At 59.7% G+C, this 14,440-nt stretch carries 11 protein-coding genes and 2 pseudogenes; 7 read left to right on the forward strand and 6 right to left on the reverse strand.

Annotated features, from left to right (window positions below; all coding sequences use genetic code 11):
• Positions 1–465 precede the first annotated feature (465 nt).
• Positions 466–1,110, forward strand: a complete 645-nt coding sequence (locus BGRAMDRAFT_RS10670; RefSeq protein ID WP_006048744.1) for a hypothetical protein — start codon at positions 466–468, stop codon at positions 1,108–1,110.
• Positions 1,111–1,369: 259 nt separating this feature from the next.
• Here the strand turns inward: BGRAMDRAFT_RS10670 and BGRAMDRAFT_RS10675 are convergent, their stop codons facing one another.
• From BGRAMDRAFT_RS10675 to pcaB, 3 genes are all read right to left on the reverse strand, one after another.
• Positions 1,370–2,776, reverse strand: coding sequence for a class II fumarate hydratase (locus tag BGRAMDRAFT_RS10675; protein ID WP_006048745.1), 1,407 nt, complete (start codon positions 2,774–2,776; stop codon positions 1,370–1,372).
• 75 nt (positions 2,777–2,851) lie between these two features.
• The gene (locus BGRAMDRAFT_RS10680; protein ID WP_006048746.1) at positions 2,852–4,264 is read right to left on the reverse strand and encodes a cation:dicarboxylate symporter family transporter; all 1,413 of its coding nucleotides are present in this window, start codon (positions 4,262–4,264) and stop codon (positions 2,852–2,854) included.
• A gap of 27 nt (positions 4,265–4,291) precedes the next feature.
• A complete protein-coding gene (gene pcaB, locus BGRAMDRAFT_RS10685) occupies positions 4,292–5,662 on the reverse strand; it encodes a 3-carboxy-cis,cis-muconate cycloisomerase (protein WP_006048747.1) in 1,371 nt (456 codons plus the stop codon).
• Positions 5,663–5,815: 153 nt separating this feature from the next.
• On the opposite strand from pcaB, the gene BGRAMDRAFT_RS10690 reads away from it, so the two are divergent.
• The gene (locus tag BGRAMDRAFT_RS10690) at positions 5,816–6,550 is read left to right on the forward strand and encodes a GntR family transcriptional regulator (RefSeq protein ID WP_006048748.1); all 735 of its coding nucleotides are present in this window, start codon (positions 5,816–5,818) and stop codon (positions 6,548–6,550) included.
• A gap of 840 nt (positions 6,551–7,390) precedes the next feature.
• Here the strand turns inward: BGRAMDRAFT_RS10690 and BGRAMDRAFT_RS33390 are convergent.
• The 3 genes from BGRAMDRAFT_RS33390 to BGRAMDRAFT_RS10705 form a co-directional block, all read right to left on the reverse strand.
• Positions 7,391–8,116, reverse strand: coding sequence for a hypothetical protein (locus tag BGRAMDRAFT_RS33390; protein ID WP_006048749.1), 726 nt, complete (start codon positions 8,114–8,116; stop codon positions 7,391–7,393).
• Between the two features lie 773 nt (positions 8,117–8,889).
• Positions 8,890–9,522, reverse strand: coding sequence for an LOG family protein (locus tag BGRAMDRAFT_RS10700; RefSeq protein WP_006048750.1), 633 nt, complete (start codon positions 9,520–9,522; stop codon positions 8,890–8,892).
• The gene (locus BGRAMDRAFT_RS10705) at positions 9,500–10,138 is read right to left on the reverse strand and encodes an FMN-dependent NADH-azoreductase (protein WP_044020809.1); all 639 of its coding nucleotides are present in this window, start codon (positions 10,136–10,138) and stop codon (positions 9,500–9,502) included. The genes BGRAMDRAFT_RS10700 and BGRAMDRAFT_RS10705 overlap by 23 nt, the downstream gene beginning before the upstream one ends.
• A gap of 271 nt (positions 10,139–10,409) precedes the next feature.
• Between BGRAMDRAFT_RS10705 and pdxR the strand changes: the two genes are divergently transcribed.
• From pdxR to BGRAMDRAFT_RS36230, 5 genes and pseudogenes are all read left to right on the forward strand, one after another.
• The gene (gene pdxR, locus BGRAMDRAFT_RS10710; protein ID WP_006048752.1) at positions 10,410–11,831 is read left to right on the forward strand and encodes a MocR-like pyridoxine biosynthesis transcription factor PdxR; all 1,422 of its coding nucleotides are present in this window, start codon (positions 10,410–10,412) and stop codon (positions 11,829–11,831) included.
• A gap of 117 nt (positions 11,832–11,948) precedes the next feature.
• A complete protein-coding gene (locus tag BGRAMDRAFT_RS10715) occupies positions 11,949–12,407 on the forward strand; it encodes a carboxymuconolactone decarboxylase family protein (protein ID WP_006048753.1) in 459 nt (152 codons plus the stop codon).
• A 30-nt stretch (positions 12,408–12,437) separates the two neighbouring features.
• On the forward strand, positions 12,438–12,749 hold the full coding sequence (locus tag BGRAMDRAFT_RS10720; RefSeq protein WP_006048754.1) for a DMT family transporter: 312 nt from the start codon (positions 12,438–12,440) through the stop codon (positions 12,747–12,749).
• A gap of 67 nt (positions 12,750–12,816) precedes the next feature.
• Positions 12,817–13,387, forward strand: a pseudogene (locus BGRAMDRAFT_RS34960) (nitrilase-related carbon-nitrogen hydrolase); the annotation flags it as partial.
• A 3-nt stretch (positions 13,388–13,390) separates the two neighbouring features.
• Positions 13,391–14,423: pseudogene (locus BGRAMDRAFT_RS36230) on the forward strand (DUF637 domain-containing protein); the annotation flags it as partial.
• Positions 14,424–14,440 lie beyond the last annotated feature (17 nt).

Genomic DNA, 14,440 nt, shown 5'->3' on the forward strand with positions numbered 1-14,440 from the left:
AAGGCTCTTCCGGGTCGACAACCCGCATTCGCTGAATGACGACTTTGATGTTCAGGGCCGTCGATCTGCGAACAGCAGCAAAATCATCCGTAGCTGCATGACCGACCTCTTCGGCAGGGGGTACGCTATCGTCCGTTCAATAGGCGGCAGGCGGCCGTAAATAGTTCAACTGCCCGCGTTGTGCCGTCTCTCACTCGATAAACGCTGTCATAGAAACCGGGTTTGCGAGAAGTCGATAATCGCTCGTGCGAGCGCGCTCTAGTCCTTGGCGTGGATCGATCCGTCCAATGTTTGCGGCAGGGACGGCGGCCCAAGCCGTGCGATTACCGCCGCGCAAGCCGGGAGCAAGCGAATGGCGCAGAATAGGATCACGCGCACCTTCAAACGCGCGCGCGAGGAAGTGTCGCCCGACTTCGGTCGTTAGGACACAGGCGTTTGCGAGACAACTTTGCTGTAGAGACACCAATGAAGAAAGGAAAGACAAAACTTACCCGCCATGATGCTGAGCGCCTTTTCGAGGGTCTGCCGGACGGGAACGTGAGAGTATCGAGCCGCCCCGAGAACCCTTTCGAAGCAGGGGCATTCGACGCGGTCGAGCGCGCCGACGACGAAACCAAACTCTGGAAAGACAACCTCATTACACTTCCGGTGGCGATCGAGTTGCCGGCCGGCTACGAGTCGGTGTCTCGCATGCGCGAGGCGATCGCGCGGGCATGGCGTGTGAAGTGGGTGAGGGAGGGTAAGGACGAGGTTGTCGCGGAGTTTCCTGAAGGATGGACCGCCGTTCGCCCCGAAAGCGGCCCCATCGAGTTGCGAGATCCGTCCGGCGTGCTCCGCGCCTTATACGGGTGGGCCAAGAATGCTGAACTTAGAATTCTCCCGCGGTATCTGGTTGAGCCACAGGCGAACAGTTCAAACGGACTAGGCAGCTTGCTTGTCCGTGATCGCGGGAACGGTCAAATTCTTGAGAGGTCGTCGACCTGGTCTGCTCAAACGGGTACGAACCATCCGGACTGGACCAAGCTGTCAGCGTGGCTCAACTTACGCTATCCACAAAATCACGACCCGCTGAGGTACTGGGAAGATTGCGAGGAAAACGTCCAGAACTGAGCTACTTCTGGAGCGCTGTCCTCGGGGAAACTGCTACACCCAAGTTGACAGAGGTGAACGGAGGCCTGACCGCTTGATTTGGCTTCCGAGTTCGGCCAATTGCGGCCAGTCGGCCGTCTCGCGGGGTCGTCATTCGAAGGGCTTGTTCACTTCTGTGAGCGGCCATTTAACCGAACGAGCTGTGTCGGACCGAGAGCAGTAACAGACCGATCTCGCGGCTTTGATTCCTGCACTCCGCCAGTTCGTACGGCGTCCAGATTTACCGCTCTGAAGCGTTACCCGCGGCGAGCACAGCAGTGTTAACTAGCCGGTCGTATTCATCGCCGTCGAGGAACCCGAGCGCAATCGCGGCTGCGCGTGGTGTCACATGGTCGCGCAACGCCGTCGCCGTAATCTGTGCAACTCGATCGTAACCCAGTATGGGATTGAGGGCAGTGACTGCCAGCAGTGACCGCTCAACGTTAGTCACGAGTTGTTCACGATCCACATCAATCCCACAAACGCAGCGTCTTGCAAAAACGCTGACGGAATCGGCGAGAACCCGCAGAGATTGCAGCAGGTTGTAGACAAGCACTGGTTTCGCGACGTTCAGTTCAAAGTTGCCGGAGGCGTTGGCTATGGTGATCGTCTGGTGGTTACCGATTACCTGGAAACACGCCTGCACAAGTACTTCAGCAATCGTCGGGTTGCGTTTGCCTGGCATGATAGAAGATGTCAGTCCGTCATCGGGAATCCGCAATTCGCCGAGTCCACAGCGAGGACCGGAAGCAAGGAACCTTATGTCATTCGCGATTTTCAACAGCGATGTTGCGATCGTGTTCAATGCGCCCGATAGCTCCACCAACACGTCGTGTGCCGCCATGCCTTCGAACTTATGGCGACTGGGCACAAACGGCAAACCGGTGGCCTCCGCGAGCGTCGCGCAGAAGAAACCATCAAAGCCTTTAGGCGCGTTGAGGCCCGTGCCGGCAGCGGTGCCGCCTTGGGGCAGGATCAAGAGCCGGGACCAGGCATCGTCGACGCGAGCCAGCGCATTCGAAACTTGGCGCGCGAAGGTGCCGAATGTTTGCCCCATAGTCATCGGCACGGCGTCCATCAGATGTGTGCGGGCGACTTTCAGGATGTCGGCGAAGGCCTCGGCGCGCCCGGCAAGTGCTGAACGAAGTTCACCCAGCGCCGGCCGCAACCGTTCGGTCACCTCGATCGCGGCCGCCACATGCATGACCGTAGGAAAGCTGTCGTTCGACGATTGCGACCGGTTGACGTGATCGTTCGGATGCACCGGCGCCTTGGTCCCGAGCGGTTGTCCGAGCAATTCGTTTGCCCGGTTCGCGATGACCTCATTGGCGTTCATGTTGGTCTGCGTACCGGATCCCGTCTGCCAGATCGTGAGCGGAAAATGGTCATCCCATCGTCCCTCGTGCAGCTCGATCGCGGCCTTCTCGATCGCCGAGGCAAGTTCGGGTGCGAGCACGCCGCACTGCACGTTCGCGCATGCGGCCGCGTACTTCTGTAGGCCGAATGCGCGCAGCAGGACAGCCGGGAAGCGCTCTTCACCGATTTCAAAAAGACCGAGGGCACGCTGCGTCTGTGCGCCCCAGTATCGATCCGACGGAATCTCGACGGGACCGAACGCATCATGTTCGATTCGCGTTGGTTTGGTCATAGCGCGTTGAAGCATCGAGTGATTGAGTCGAGCGCGGCATGACATCGCCGCGCGCCGTGAAGACGTTACACCGAATCAGGGCGTGTTCCGCGCGCCTTTAAGCGGAATGCCGCGCGGATGCGGATTGGCGTCGTTCATGTCTTCGGGCAGAAGATTGCCGTCGGCCAGATACGCGTCGGCATGCGCGGTGACAGGAAAGCGTTCGGGATACAGGTGACGCTCCGCGATGGCCGCATCGAAGCTCCGCGACCACTTGGCGATCACGACCGTTGCGACACTGTTGCCGATCGTATTGCAGGTGGCGATGGCCATCGACATGAAGCGGTACACGCCAAAGATCAACGCAAGGCCTTCGACGGGGAGGATGCCGGTCGACGTGACAGTCGCCGCAAATACGACGAACGACCCGCCCGACACCGTGGCCGCCCCCTTCGACGTCAGCAGCATCAGCAGCAGAATGCCGATCTGATGATCCAGCGTGATGGGCACGCCGTACGCGTGCGCGATGAACATCACGCCCATCGACATAAAGATCGACGTGCCGTCGAGATTGAACGCATAGCCGGTTGGCAACACGAGCCCGACGGTTTGCTTTGCGCAGCCCAGCCGTTCGAGTTTGATCAGAAGACGCGGCAGGGCGCTCTCGGACGAAGCGGTACCGAGCACGATGAAAATCTCGTCCTTGATATAGCGCAGAAAGCGCCACAGACTGAAACGCGCGAGCTTCGCGATCACGCCCATCACCACGATGATGAACAGCACGACCACCGCATAGAAGCTCAGCACGAGCTGCGCGAGCGCGATCAGCACGGCCGTGCCGTTGCTGCCCACCGAGAAGGCGATCGCGCCGAGCGTGCCGAGCGGCGCGAGCTTCATTACGAGATTGATGAACGCGAAGAGAACTTCTGAAATGAGATCCAGCCCTTCGTTGATGCGTACGCGACGGCGCTCCGGAATCGCGAGAATGCCGATGCCGACCATCACCGCGAGGACGACGACTTGCAGCAGCTCTCCCTTTGCGAATGCGCCGATGAAATTGTCCGGCACGATATGCATGACGAACTCGGTGAACCCCTGCGGCGCGGCTTTGGCCGCGCTCGCGGGCACGGCGCCGACAGTGACGGACGTCATCGCCTTGCCCGTCTGCAGCAGATTGCCCGCGAGCAGGCCGACGGCGAGCGCGATCGTCGAAACGACTTCGAAGTAGACAATCGAGCGCCACCCCACGCGCCCCGCGCTCTTCACGTCGCCCGCCGAAGCGATGCCATGCACGATCGTCAAAAACACGAGCGGCGCGACGCCTGCCTTGATGAGCGCGAGAAAGATGTCGCCGAGCACCTTCAGTTGCGCGCCGAACTTCGGAAACAACAATCCCACCGCAATACCGATGACGAGCGCCAGCAGCACCTGCATGCCGAGCTTGCGGTACCACGGCAGCGTTCTCTTCGCTGGGACGGGCGCGTTATGTAATGCGTGTTGGTTATGCATCGCGTGCTCCTCCATCGTTTTTGATGCTCAGATTTCGCTCGAGAGCGCGATGGCCCGGTCCACCATCTGCGGCGCGAGACCGAGATAGTTCGCGGGATCGGTCATGCGGTCGATGGCGGCGCGGTCGAAGTGCTTCGTGACTTCGGGCAGCGCAGCGAGCGCTTCCGCGAGCGTGCCGCCATGTTCGTTCGCGGTGCGGCATGCGTCGTACACAATGTCATGCGCCTGTTGACGTCCGGTGTGGGGCGCCATGCCCATCATCACGGCTTCTGCGACGATCAAGCCCTTGCTGATGCCGAGGTTGTGCTTCATGCGCGCTTCATCGACGATGAGGCCGCCGAGCGCGAACTTCGCCTGGTGCAACGCGCCCGCCGTGAGGATGAAGCTTTCGGGAATCGCGATCCACTCGGCATGCCACGGGCCGGTGGCGCGCTCAAAGTCCTGGATCATCGCATCGATCATCAGGCCCGCGTGCTGACGCACGGCCTTCGCCGCCGCCAGCATCAGTTCGCTCGAAATGGGATTGCGCTTCTGCGGCATGGTGCTGCTCGCGCCGCGTCCCTTCACGAACGGCTCGTAGACTTCCGCGAACTCGGTGGATGCCATGATCATGATGTCGAGCGCAATCTTGCCGAGCGAGCCGGTGACCAGCGCGAGCAGGTTAACGGCCTCGGCGAAGCCGTCGCGCGCGACGTGCCACGTCGTTGCGGGCAGGCCGAGCTTCAGCTCTTCGGCGAGCGCCTTCTGCACTTCGAAGCCCTTGTCGCCGAGCGATGCCAGTGTGCCCGCCGCACCCGCGAATTCGACGACGGCCACGCGTTCGCGCATCTGCGCCATGCGTTCCTGATGACGATCGAACATCGCGAGCCAGATTGCGACCTTGTAGCCGAAAGTCACTGGCAACGCTTGCTGCAAGTGCGTGCGGCCGGCCATCGGCGTATCGCGATGTTTTTTCGCCAGATCCGTGAGAATGGCGCGCAGTTCGCGGATGTCGTCCTCGATCGAATCGAGCGCGTCGCGCACTTGCAGCGCGACTGCCGTATCCATGATGTCCTGCGTCGTCGCGCCCCAGTGCACGTAGCGGCCGGCGTCCCCGCACATTTCGACTAGTTGATGCACGAGCGGCAGAATCGGATAACCGACGATATCGGTCTCTTCGCGCATGTGATCGAAATCGATGCGCTCGATCGTCGATTCACGCGCAATCACTTCGGCGGCATCGGCGGGAATCACGCCGACGCGCGCTTCCGCTTTCGCTAACGCCACTTCGACATCGATGTAGCGCTGGATCAACGCGTGATCGGAGAACACCGCGCGCATCTTGGCGGTGCCGAAGGCGTCACGAAACAGGATGGAATCGACCACGGTGCTGGCCATCGGAAAGGCGGATTTTGTCATTACGACCTGAAGAATTCGAAAGAGAGAGAGGCGGACAGCACGAGGCTAGCCTTTTAATAAGTCCGGACATATCAAGAATATTATGTTCGGACATGTCAGGACAAGCTATGATTTACCCCTAGCGAGCAAAACAAGACATTTTCGATAGACGAGATGAGCAACCGACCTCACTTCGCGGACATCGCGCGCGAACTCACAGAAGCCATCGCGTCGGGGCGCTATCCCGTCGGCAGCGTCCTTCCGACCGAGCTGGAGTTGAGGGATTACTACTGCACAAGCCGTCATACGGTGCGCGCCGCACTGCACGAGCTTCAGCAACTGGGTCTGGTTTCGCGTCGCAAGAACGCGGGGACGCGGGTCGAGTCGGCGCGACCGAGGAGCGAGTTCCGGCCGACGCTCGCTTCCGTCGACGATCTGGCCCAGTTCGGCTCGGAACATCTGCGGCTGGTGCAATCGACGGACGTGATCGCCGCGGACCGCGATCTCGCGAGGACGCTGCAATGTCAGGAAGGCGCGCGGTTTCTCCGCATTTCGAGCCTGCGCATCGACGGAGGAAAAAGCCGTGCGCCGGTCGGATGGACTGACGTGTACATCGCGCCGGACTATGCTGACGTGGCGGATATCGCGCGCGAACAACCCGACCGGCTGATCAGCGCCTTGATCGAGGAGCGCTATGGGCACAGCATCGCGGAGATCCAGCAGGGGATTCAGGCGGTGCTGGTGTCGGATGAGATGGCGAAGCGGCTGCGCGTGGAAGCGGGAACGGCGGCCCTCGAGATCGTTCGGCGTTATCTGGACGCGGCGGGCAAGAGCTTCGAGGTATCCGTCAGCATCCATCCCGCAGAAAGATTTTCAGTCGCGATGCGGCTCAAGCGCTCGAATCCCTGACGCATTTCATAGTCGATTCGAATGCGCCGCGGTTCCGGCACTGGTCAAGACGGGACTTGGCTACGACGGATGTCGACGGGTGGCATCCACGGCGTCCCCGGATGCAACGCCGCATCCCGCTGATCTCGGGAGCCGGTGATCCCGGGGAAATTGCGATCGCCCGGCTGTCCAATACAACCGTGGTTCCAAGACCTGTCCACATCTGATACCAGCCGTTCAACCTCTGTCGGTACAATCGGCGAGAGAGGGTCGCATCGCGCCCACCGCAGTTCGGCCCGATTCGGCAAGACTCTGACGCTGCCCGAGCCGTAAAGCGCGCACTCGAACGGCTTATTTTCCCGAAACCCGCCATGCTTAGCAGTGCATCTCGGCCGCAGCACCGCCTCCTGCGGAGGTCCGCCTTCGCGTATGAAAACGAGGCGGAACTTTGGCCGAGCGAGCTCTTTCGGCTACGTAGCCGCGATGACAACAGAAATGATGCGGGCCACTCATTCTTCATGGATATCGGTGCTTGGCGCAGATAGGCTTTTTGTTCGCCGTCGTAGAGACGGTGACGCCATTCCCCAGCAGCTACGGCACCGCTAACGTCACCGCGAAAGATGTCAGCCGTTGGGCGACACTCACGCTAGCGCCGCTGTCGGGTTTCTTTGCTTCTTCGCAGCATCCCTCCTCGATATCATCAACATGACGAGCGACCGCCGACTTGGCAAAGACGGCAGTCGCTTCCATGGCGTCGAGGAGTAGCGCGCCGAGTCGACGACACGGTCGGCCGCTGCGTACATTTCGGGCGTCGTTCGGCGTCGCAGCAGGCAACGATAGGGTGGCTTGCCGCGCGGCCGGTCATAGCCGTGATCGACGGGTCGTTGACAGACAGCATGAGTGCGTCAGGCTGGAATGCAAGTTACAGATATCCGCGCAAGCGCGGTCGTTCCATACGTCGAGCGATGAGCCGTCCACGAAAACAAGTCGATCGATCGTTCCCAACTGATGTATAGCGAGCAGCGCGCTACGGTTGACGAACGCACCGGGTCGATCGTCAGGGAAGACGACCTGCATCAGGGGCGCGAAGCGCCGGGTTAACTCAGTGAGGCTCGCCTCACTAGACGGCTCAGTCACGCCAAGCCAGTAGGCAAGCGCCGCGGTTGAACTTCCGGGTTTTCGGGCTATGAAGCGGAGCGTTTTTTCGCCCGGGGGTTCGTCTATGATTACCGGCGGGGTAATGCGTTCCTTGTGCAGAAGCAGTGCGGCGTTGCTTGCCGGCTTCGTTGATATCACACGCTGTACCGCGACGTTCGTGAGCCGGTGCTCGACCCAGATCCGTCCCCATCGGATGGCATATTGCACGGCCAGTGCGGGGTCGTAAAAATAATCCAGCGCGTTGAAGCAGCGCTGCGTCGGGTAGCAGGGCGCTTCAATCACCAGATGGGCGGCGTGCAATGCACTCCTCACAGGTTCTGCCCGGGCCATCAAACGGTAGCCCTGGTATTGGGTTCGGCGACTGACGGTGCCGGAGCGTTCTGGGCTGAGCGGTGGCGTCTCATTCAGACGCTTGGTTTGCGTTCTCATGGCTTTCCTATCCTTCAACGACGATCCCATCCCGCCGCTGTCAGGTCGCGCGGCAAAGGAGCGGCGCGCACGCAGCGCGATGGATCTCGAGTTCGTTCGGCATACCAGCGGACGCCCATCACGTAGCTCGCGATAGAGTACCGCCGGTGTCGATAGAAAGATGGTGAGCCCGGCTCTCGTTTTATTGGTTTTGCTTTATGCGAAGAGCCGGGCAGGAGAAAGTGCTGAGTTATCCACGCAGCTGACGCGGCTCTGTGTGCGCTTGAAGGTATTGGTTTTCCAATGCTCGTGAGTACGCGCCTTCGATTGCGTAGGAGTACAAAACAAGGAGAGGCGAGAACGCTGGTTGGAAGACACGACTGTACCTCGAGGCAGTGGCCCAGCTAGTAATCAACAAGTGCCGACCCTCCTATTAGAGCGTATATGTAAGCATTTTGCAAGGCATCTAGGTGATATCACCGTGCGGCATGGGGACGCAAAGGCACTTCCTGTTAGGCCTCCGTACTGGATGCGTCAACCAATGTGGTCAGACACTACGCCTAGCCTTGGAATTCCGGTACGGCGGGGAGCGCGTATGGCCTGGGTAGGCGACCGGATCGCTCCGTTAGCTGTCCGGGAATGCGCGACCGCGTCACCGGCGCCGCGGTTCGACCTGAACCAGTGGCGTCGAGCCGTTCACCAACGGGGAGGCATCGGCCAGAAGCGGTCTTACAGTTCGCCCCTTACTAGCCCGGCGAGTGTCTCTTCCACGCTCGTAAGCAGCTGTCCAATTTTCATGATGCTCCTGACGGTCTCATGGGCTCCAACCATTTGGGCACGTTGATACCCGGCTGCCGATGTAACGAGTTGATCAATGCACTCGCTTCACAATGAATAGCGATGGAGTCGCGATGTGCTGAGGGCAAGAATCTTTGCTCGATCATATGATCGATGAATGCGATGAAGGGCGTGAAGAACTCCGCGGTGTTCAACAACCCCAACGGTTTGTCGATTTCCTGCAACTGGTTCATCGTCCACACTTCCATGACTTCCTCGATCGTTCCTATACCCCCGGGTAGTGCAACGAAGGCGTCGGCAAGCTCGACCATTCGTGCTTTCCGCGCTCCTAGCGTCGCGGCGACCTCGCAATGAGCCAGTCCCGAATGCGAATGCCCGCGCCGATGCAGGCTTTCGGTGACGACGCCGTGCACCTGCCCTCCCGCCGATAAAGCCGCGTCGGCTACGGCACCCATCAGGCCTTTGGTCGTGCCGCCATACACTACCGTTATGCCCGCACATGCGAGCGCCAAGCCGAGCTTGCGCGCATCTTCAAGATACTGTTCTGAAGCACCAAAGTTTGAGCCACAAAACACGGCGATGGCGTTAATAGCGCGCGCCGGCATCTCAGTCAAGGTTTTCGCAGGCATGCTTAAGTCCGAGAGAGTTGAAATGACGCCTGAGCTCCTGATTGGCAATGCGTCGGCTAAGTTCCACCGACTCCGCGCGTCCTCCCGTCCCCTCGATTGTGAAGAAACGGACGTCGCAAAGTCCAATCGACGCCAGAATGGTCTTCAAGTATGACGTCAGGAAGTCTGGCTGATGGGCATTCGCTCCGGAGAAACGTCCGCCAGACGCAACTGCGATATAAACCGGTCGATCGTGCAGCATTCCCTTCTTACCCGCGGACGTCATGGTGAACGTCCTTCGTGCGCGAACGACATGGTCGATCCACGCCTTAAGAGAGGAAGGCGCACTGAGGTTGTGCATGGGCGTTCCTATGACAATTACATCTGCTCGCTCAAGCTCCTCGATCAATTGGTCGGACCTCGCAGACGACCCCGTCCCGGGTTGGCCTGCATCGTTTGAATGCTGCATGGACGCATACTCAGCGTCGATGTGCGGTAGTGTTCCATCGCCGAGCCCCCGTGCGATCAACTCGGCATTGGGATTCAGTCGAACAAGTATGTCGACGATTTTTTTCGAAAGCTTTCGACTCTCGGACAACTCTCCCCGTGAACTGAATGTGAGGTGCAAAATGTTCATCTATTGGTACTCGGAAGATCGGTTTCAAGGCAGCGGTGACGCTTTCCTCTGATGCGCCTAGATCGCTTGGCAAGCGTATCGCATGGCACTACTGTAAAGACGCGATGGATCAACTAACAGGACCAAGAATTGAGTTCTCGTGTAGACCATCGCGACGACATCGAAATGAATAGCGGACAATACTGGAGCGGCAGACCAAGCGCCATGGCTGCGTGCGGCGTGAGCCCTGTCGGCAGGCGTTCGTTCAACTCTTCAGCAGAGGCGACCGCTCGTGGTCAAATTGAAAGCATCCATTGTTTCGCCACTCGATCCCACCTCAACGATTCCGCTCTATCGCCAGGTCTATGAGCGTTTTGTGGCGGTCATCGCCGATGGCACGCTCAAGCCCGGCGATCGAATACCTTCCGCGCGTGCCCTGATGACCGATCTCGGTCTCGCGCGGGGCACAGTGAATAGCGCCTATGAGCTATTGGCTGCCGAAGGGTATGTCGTCGCGCAAGGGCAGGCGGGAACTATCGTCACCCCAGGCCTCCGAGCGCGAGTTCCGAAACGCGAAGTGCAGCCGAAGTTAACGGCCTCGCTAGAAGCGCCCAGCTTCCGACCGGACTCCATCCTGCCTCTGCAGATGGGCTTGCCCGCACTTGACGCGTTTCCCCGAAAGATCTGGGCGCGGCTCGGCGCGAACCGTATTCGCGCGATGCAAACGTTCGATATGGTTCACCCGCCGGTATGTGGGTTAGGCGAGCTACGCGTGGCAATCGCGGCATACCTTCAGGTTTCGCGCGGAATCATGTGTGCCCCAACGCAGGTATTCGTGACATCGGGCTATCGTCACTCGATCGAACTGATCTCTCGCGCGCTTTTGAACGCAGGCGATCAGGTATGGTACGAAAACCCGGGATACCCGCCGACCCGGCAATTGATGGGCATGCTCAGTCTGAAGGGTGTCCCCATTCCTGTCGACAATGAAGGGATAGATGTTGCCTGCGGCATTGAACTCGCACCGCGCGCGCGGGCGGCGATCGTAACTCCTGCCCATCAAAGCCCTTTATGCGTGACACTGTCTTTGCCCCGCCGCATCGCTTTGCTGGAATGGGCTGCGCAAAACAAGGGATGGGTCATCGAAGATGATTACGATGGCGAATATCGCTATGTCAGCCGGCCTTTGCCCGCGCTGAAAAGTCTGGACGCAAAGGGAAGAGTCCTTTATGCAGGCACTTTCAGTAAGGTGCTCATGCCGAGCCTTCGACTCGCATATCTCGTGGTCCCCGACGCACTCACCGAACGCTTTGAGCAGGTCGTTCATACGCTTGGCACAGGCACGTCGCATCTCGTTCAGGCGACTGTGACGTCGTTCATGAGAGAGGGGCACTTTGCACGGCATATCCAGCGAATGCGCAGGCTGTATGCGGAACGACGCGATGCGACGGTTGCAGGTCTGGAAAGCGAATTGGGCGATTATGTAGACATCGATGCCCAGCCTGGCGGCATGCATCTGATCCTGCGTTTGCGTGGTCGTCGGTCGGACCGACGGCTCGTTGCAAGTATGAGCGAAAACGGCCTCTACGCGGAAGCACTTTCAGATTGGGGCGAGGGACGGAAAGCGGGATCGGCACTGCTCATCGCCTTTACTAACGTCGACAGCGAGGCAACTGCGGCGCAACTCGGCAAGCGCATCCTGTCGCTGATGTAATCCATTGAACTCCTGCGCGGTCATGGCACAGCTCAAATGCAAGTTTATGGTCCTTTTGGACTGAACCAAGATGCGACAAGATGAGGCCTCCCTAACGATCAATCAGAGAGGTATTTCATGATTCAACGCATCAACTACACCAAGGCATCGCCGCAAGCGTATCGGGCGTTCGGCGAAGTGCATTCGATACTGCAGAAATGCGGCCTTGCAACGGACCTGATCAACCTCGTGTATCTGCGCGTCTCGCAGATCAATGGATGCGCCTTCTGCATCGATATGCACACACGAGATCTGAGGAAGCTCGGAGTATCGGACGAGAAGCTCACCCTTCTGCCAGTCTGGCACGACGCCGGTACGCTGTTCAACACGCGCGAGAAAGCAGCAATCGCCTGGGCGGAAACGGTCACGCGTGTGGCCGAAACGCACATTCCCGATGCCGCGTATCAAGCGGCGGCAGCGGAATTCGATGATAAGGAACTTGCCGATCTCACCTATGCGATCGGCCTGATGAACGCCTTCAATCGGCTGGGGATCGCCTTCCGCACCGTTCCGGCCGCGGCTAGCGCCAAAGCCTGACATCGCACATCTCGTACGGAGTTTTCACTGATGGCATGGCTACTACTTGGCCTGGCGGGCTTGCTTGAGATTGCGTTTGCCTTTGCGATGAAGGCTTCAGTCGGCTTCACGCGACTTACGCCCGGGCTGCTTACGGTTGCGACGGGGCTGTCGAGCGTCGTTCTGCTGTCCGTGGCGCTTCGTACGGTCCCGGTCGGGACCGGCTACGCCGTGTGGACCGGAATCGGGGCGGCGGGTACGGCAATCCTTGGTATCGCTTTGCTCGGAGATTCGGCCGCACCGTTGCGGGTGTTCTTCATTCTGCTGATTCTCAGTGGCGTGATCGGACTCAAGTTTGCATGAACCCGTTCGATGGAGCCGCGACCGCCGACCTGACTGAAACCGGATCAACTCTTAAGGCAGATGTCTCATGACGCTTGTAAAAGCAGCGGCAGTACAGATCAGTCCCGTCCTATACAGCGCGGACCGGCACGGTTGAGAAGGTCGTGCGCAAGATTCTGGAGCTTGGCAGCAAGGGCGTCCAGTACGCGACCTTCCCCGAAGCTATCGTTCCCTACTATCCCTATTTTTCGTTCGTCCAGGCTCCCTTCAGGCTCGGTGCCGAACACGTGCGTCTCATCGAAGAGTCCGTCACTGTCCCCTCGACGGTGACCGAGATGCTCGGCGACGCGTGTCGTCAGGCGGGCATGGTCGTTTCGATCGGAATCAACGAGCGCGATGGCGGCACGGTGTACAACACCCAACTCCTGTTCGATGCCGACGGCACGCTGCTCCAGCGTCGGCGCAAATTGACGCCGACCTACCACGAACGGATTGTCTGGGGACAAGGAGACGGATCAGGACTGGTAGCCGTGGACAGCGCAGTCGGTCGCATTGGGCAACTGGCATGCTGGGAGCACTATCTGCCTCTCGCGCGCTACGCGTTGATGGTCGAAGGAGAGCAGATTCATTCGGCGATGTACCCCGGATCGTTTGGGGGCGCAAGCCTCGTGAATCTTCCCGGGCTGAATCTGTCGACGCCGCGCTCGGTAGGCGGAGCCTTGCCCACGCCCGTGACGGGTAAGGCGTCGTATCTTTCGGGATCGCTGGCTGGTTCGATGCTCGGTGCCCTGGGCCCACAAACGTTGCTGGACAATCTGCCGGCTAGCTTGCAGCCATCCTCGACGCTGTTCTACTACAGTCCACAGGCGGAAGACCTGACACTGCAACAGGCGGCGCTACAGCAGACCGGCCAGGCCAGTTTTGTGAACGGCCTTTCTTACGACAGCAAGACCGGTATGTCGGTCACCGGACAGGAAAAGGCCATCCTGTAGCGACCATCTCGACACGAGCTTTACCGCGATGGGTGGCTTTGGGGCCGCGGAGATTGTCGGTCTGGCTTTTGCCGTTGTCGTTTCGATCATAACCGCGGGGGCTGCGAGCGAGGCGATAGGCGCGACGCTGGGCACGACGGCCGGTAGCACGTCTGCAGCAGGCACGGCGGCAACCACTGCAACGGCGACCTCGGCGGCGACAGTAGCGACGACAGCAGGGCTGGGCAACATAGCGCTGTCGGCGGCTTTTGCCGGGTTCACGTCGAGCATCGCCTCCCAACTGACGATGACCGGAAGTCTGGATTGGGGCAGCGCATTTGAAGCGGCTGGCGTTGCTGGTATCACGGCGGGGCTGACGAATGGCATTACTTACAATTCGGACACCGGATTCGATTTCACGACGGCACCCTTAACTGTCGGGGGTCCGACTAGCTCCCTTGCCAGCCTCGCCGGTGTTAATCCGTCGATTGGCACCACTGTGAATCAGGCGACTGTATCAACCGCCTCTACCTTGGAAACCCGAGCTCTGGCAATGCTGGCCGAGGCCGGGATTTCGGCTGGCGTAGGTACAGCGATTGAGGGAGGCAGCCTGCTTGGCGCATTCCAGAACGCGCTGCTTCAGGAAACGGCGGCATCGGGCGCGTATGCCATCGGCGATGGCACAGCCCCTCTTCCGATCGAAAACGTACTGGGACATGCGGTGCTGGGGTGCGCTGCCAG

The organism is Paraburkholderia graminis C4D1M (genome assembly GCF_000172415.1).
Classification (GTDB): domain Bacteria; phylum Pseudomonadota; class Gammaproteobacteria; order Burkholderiales; family Burkholderiaceae; genus Paraburkholderia; species Paraburkholderia graminis.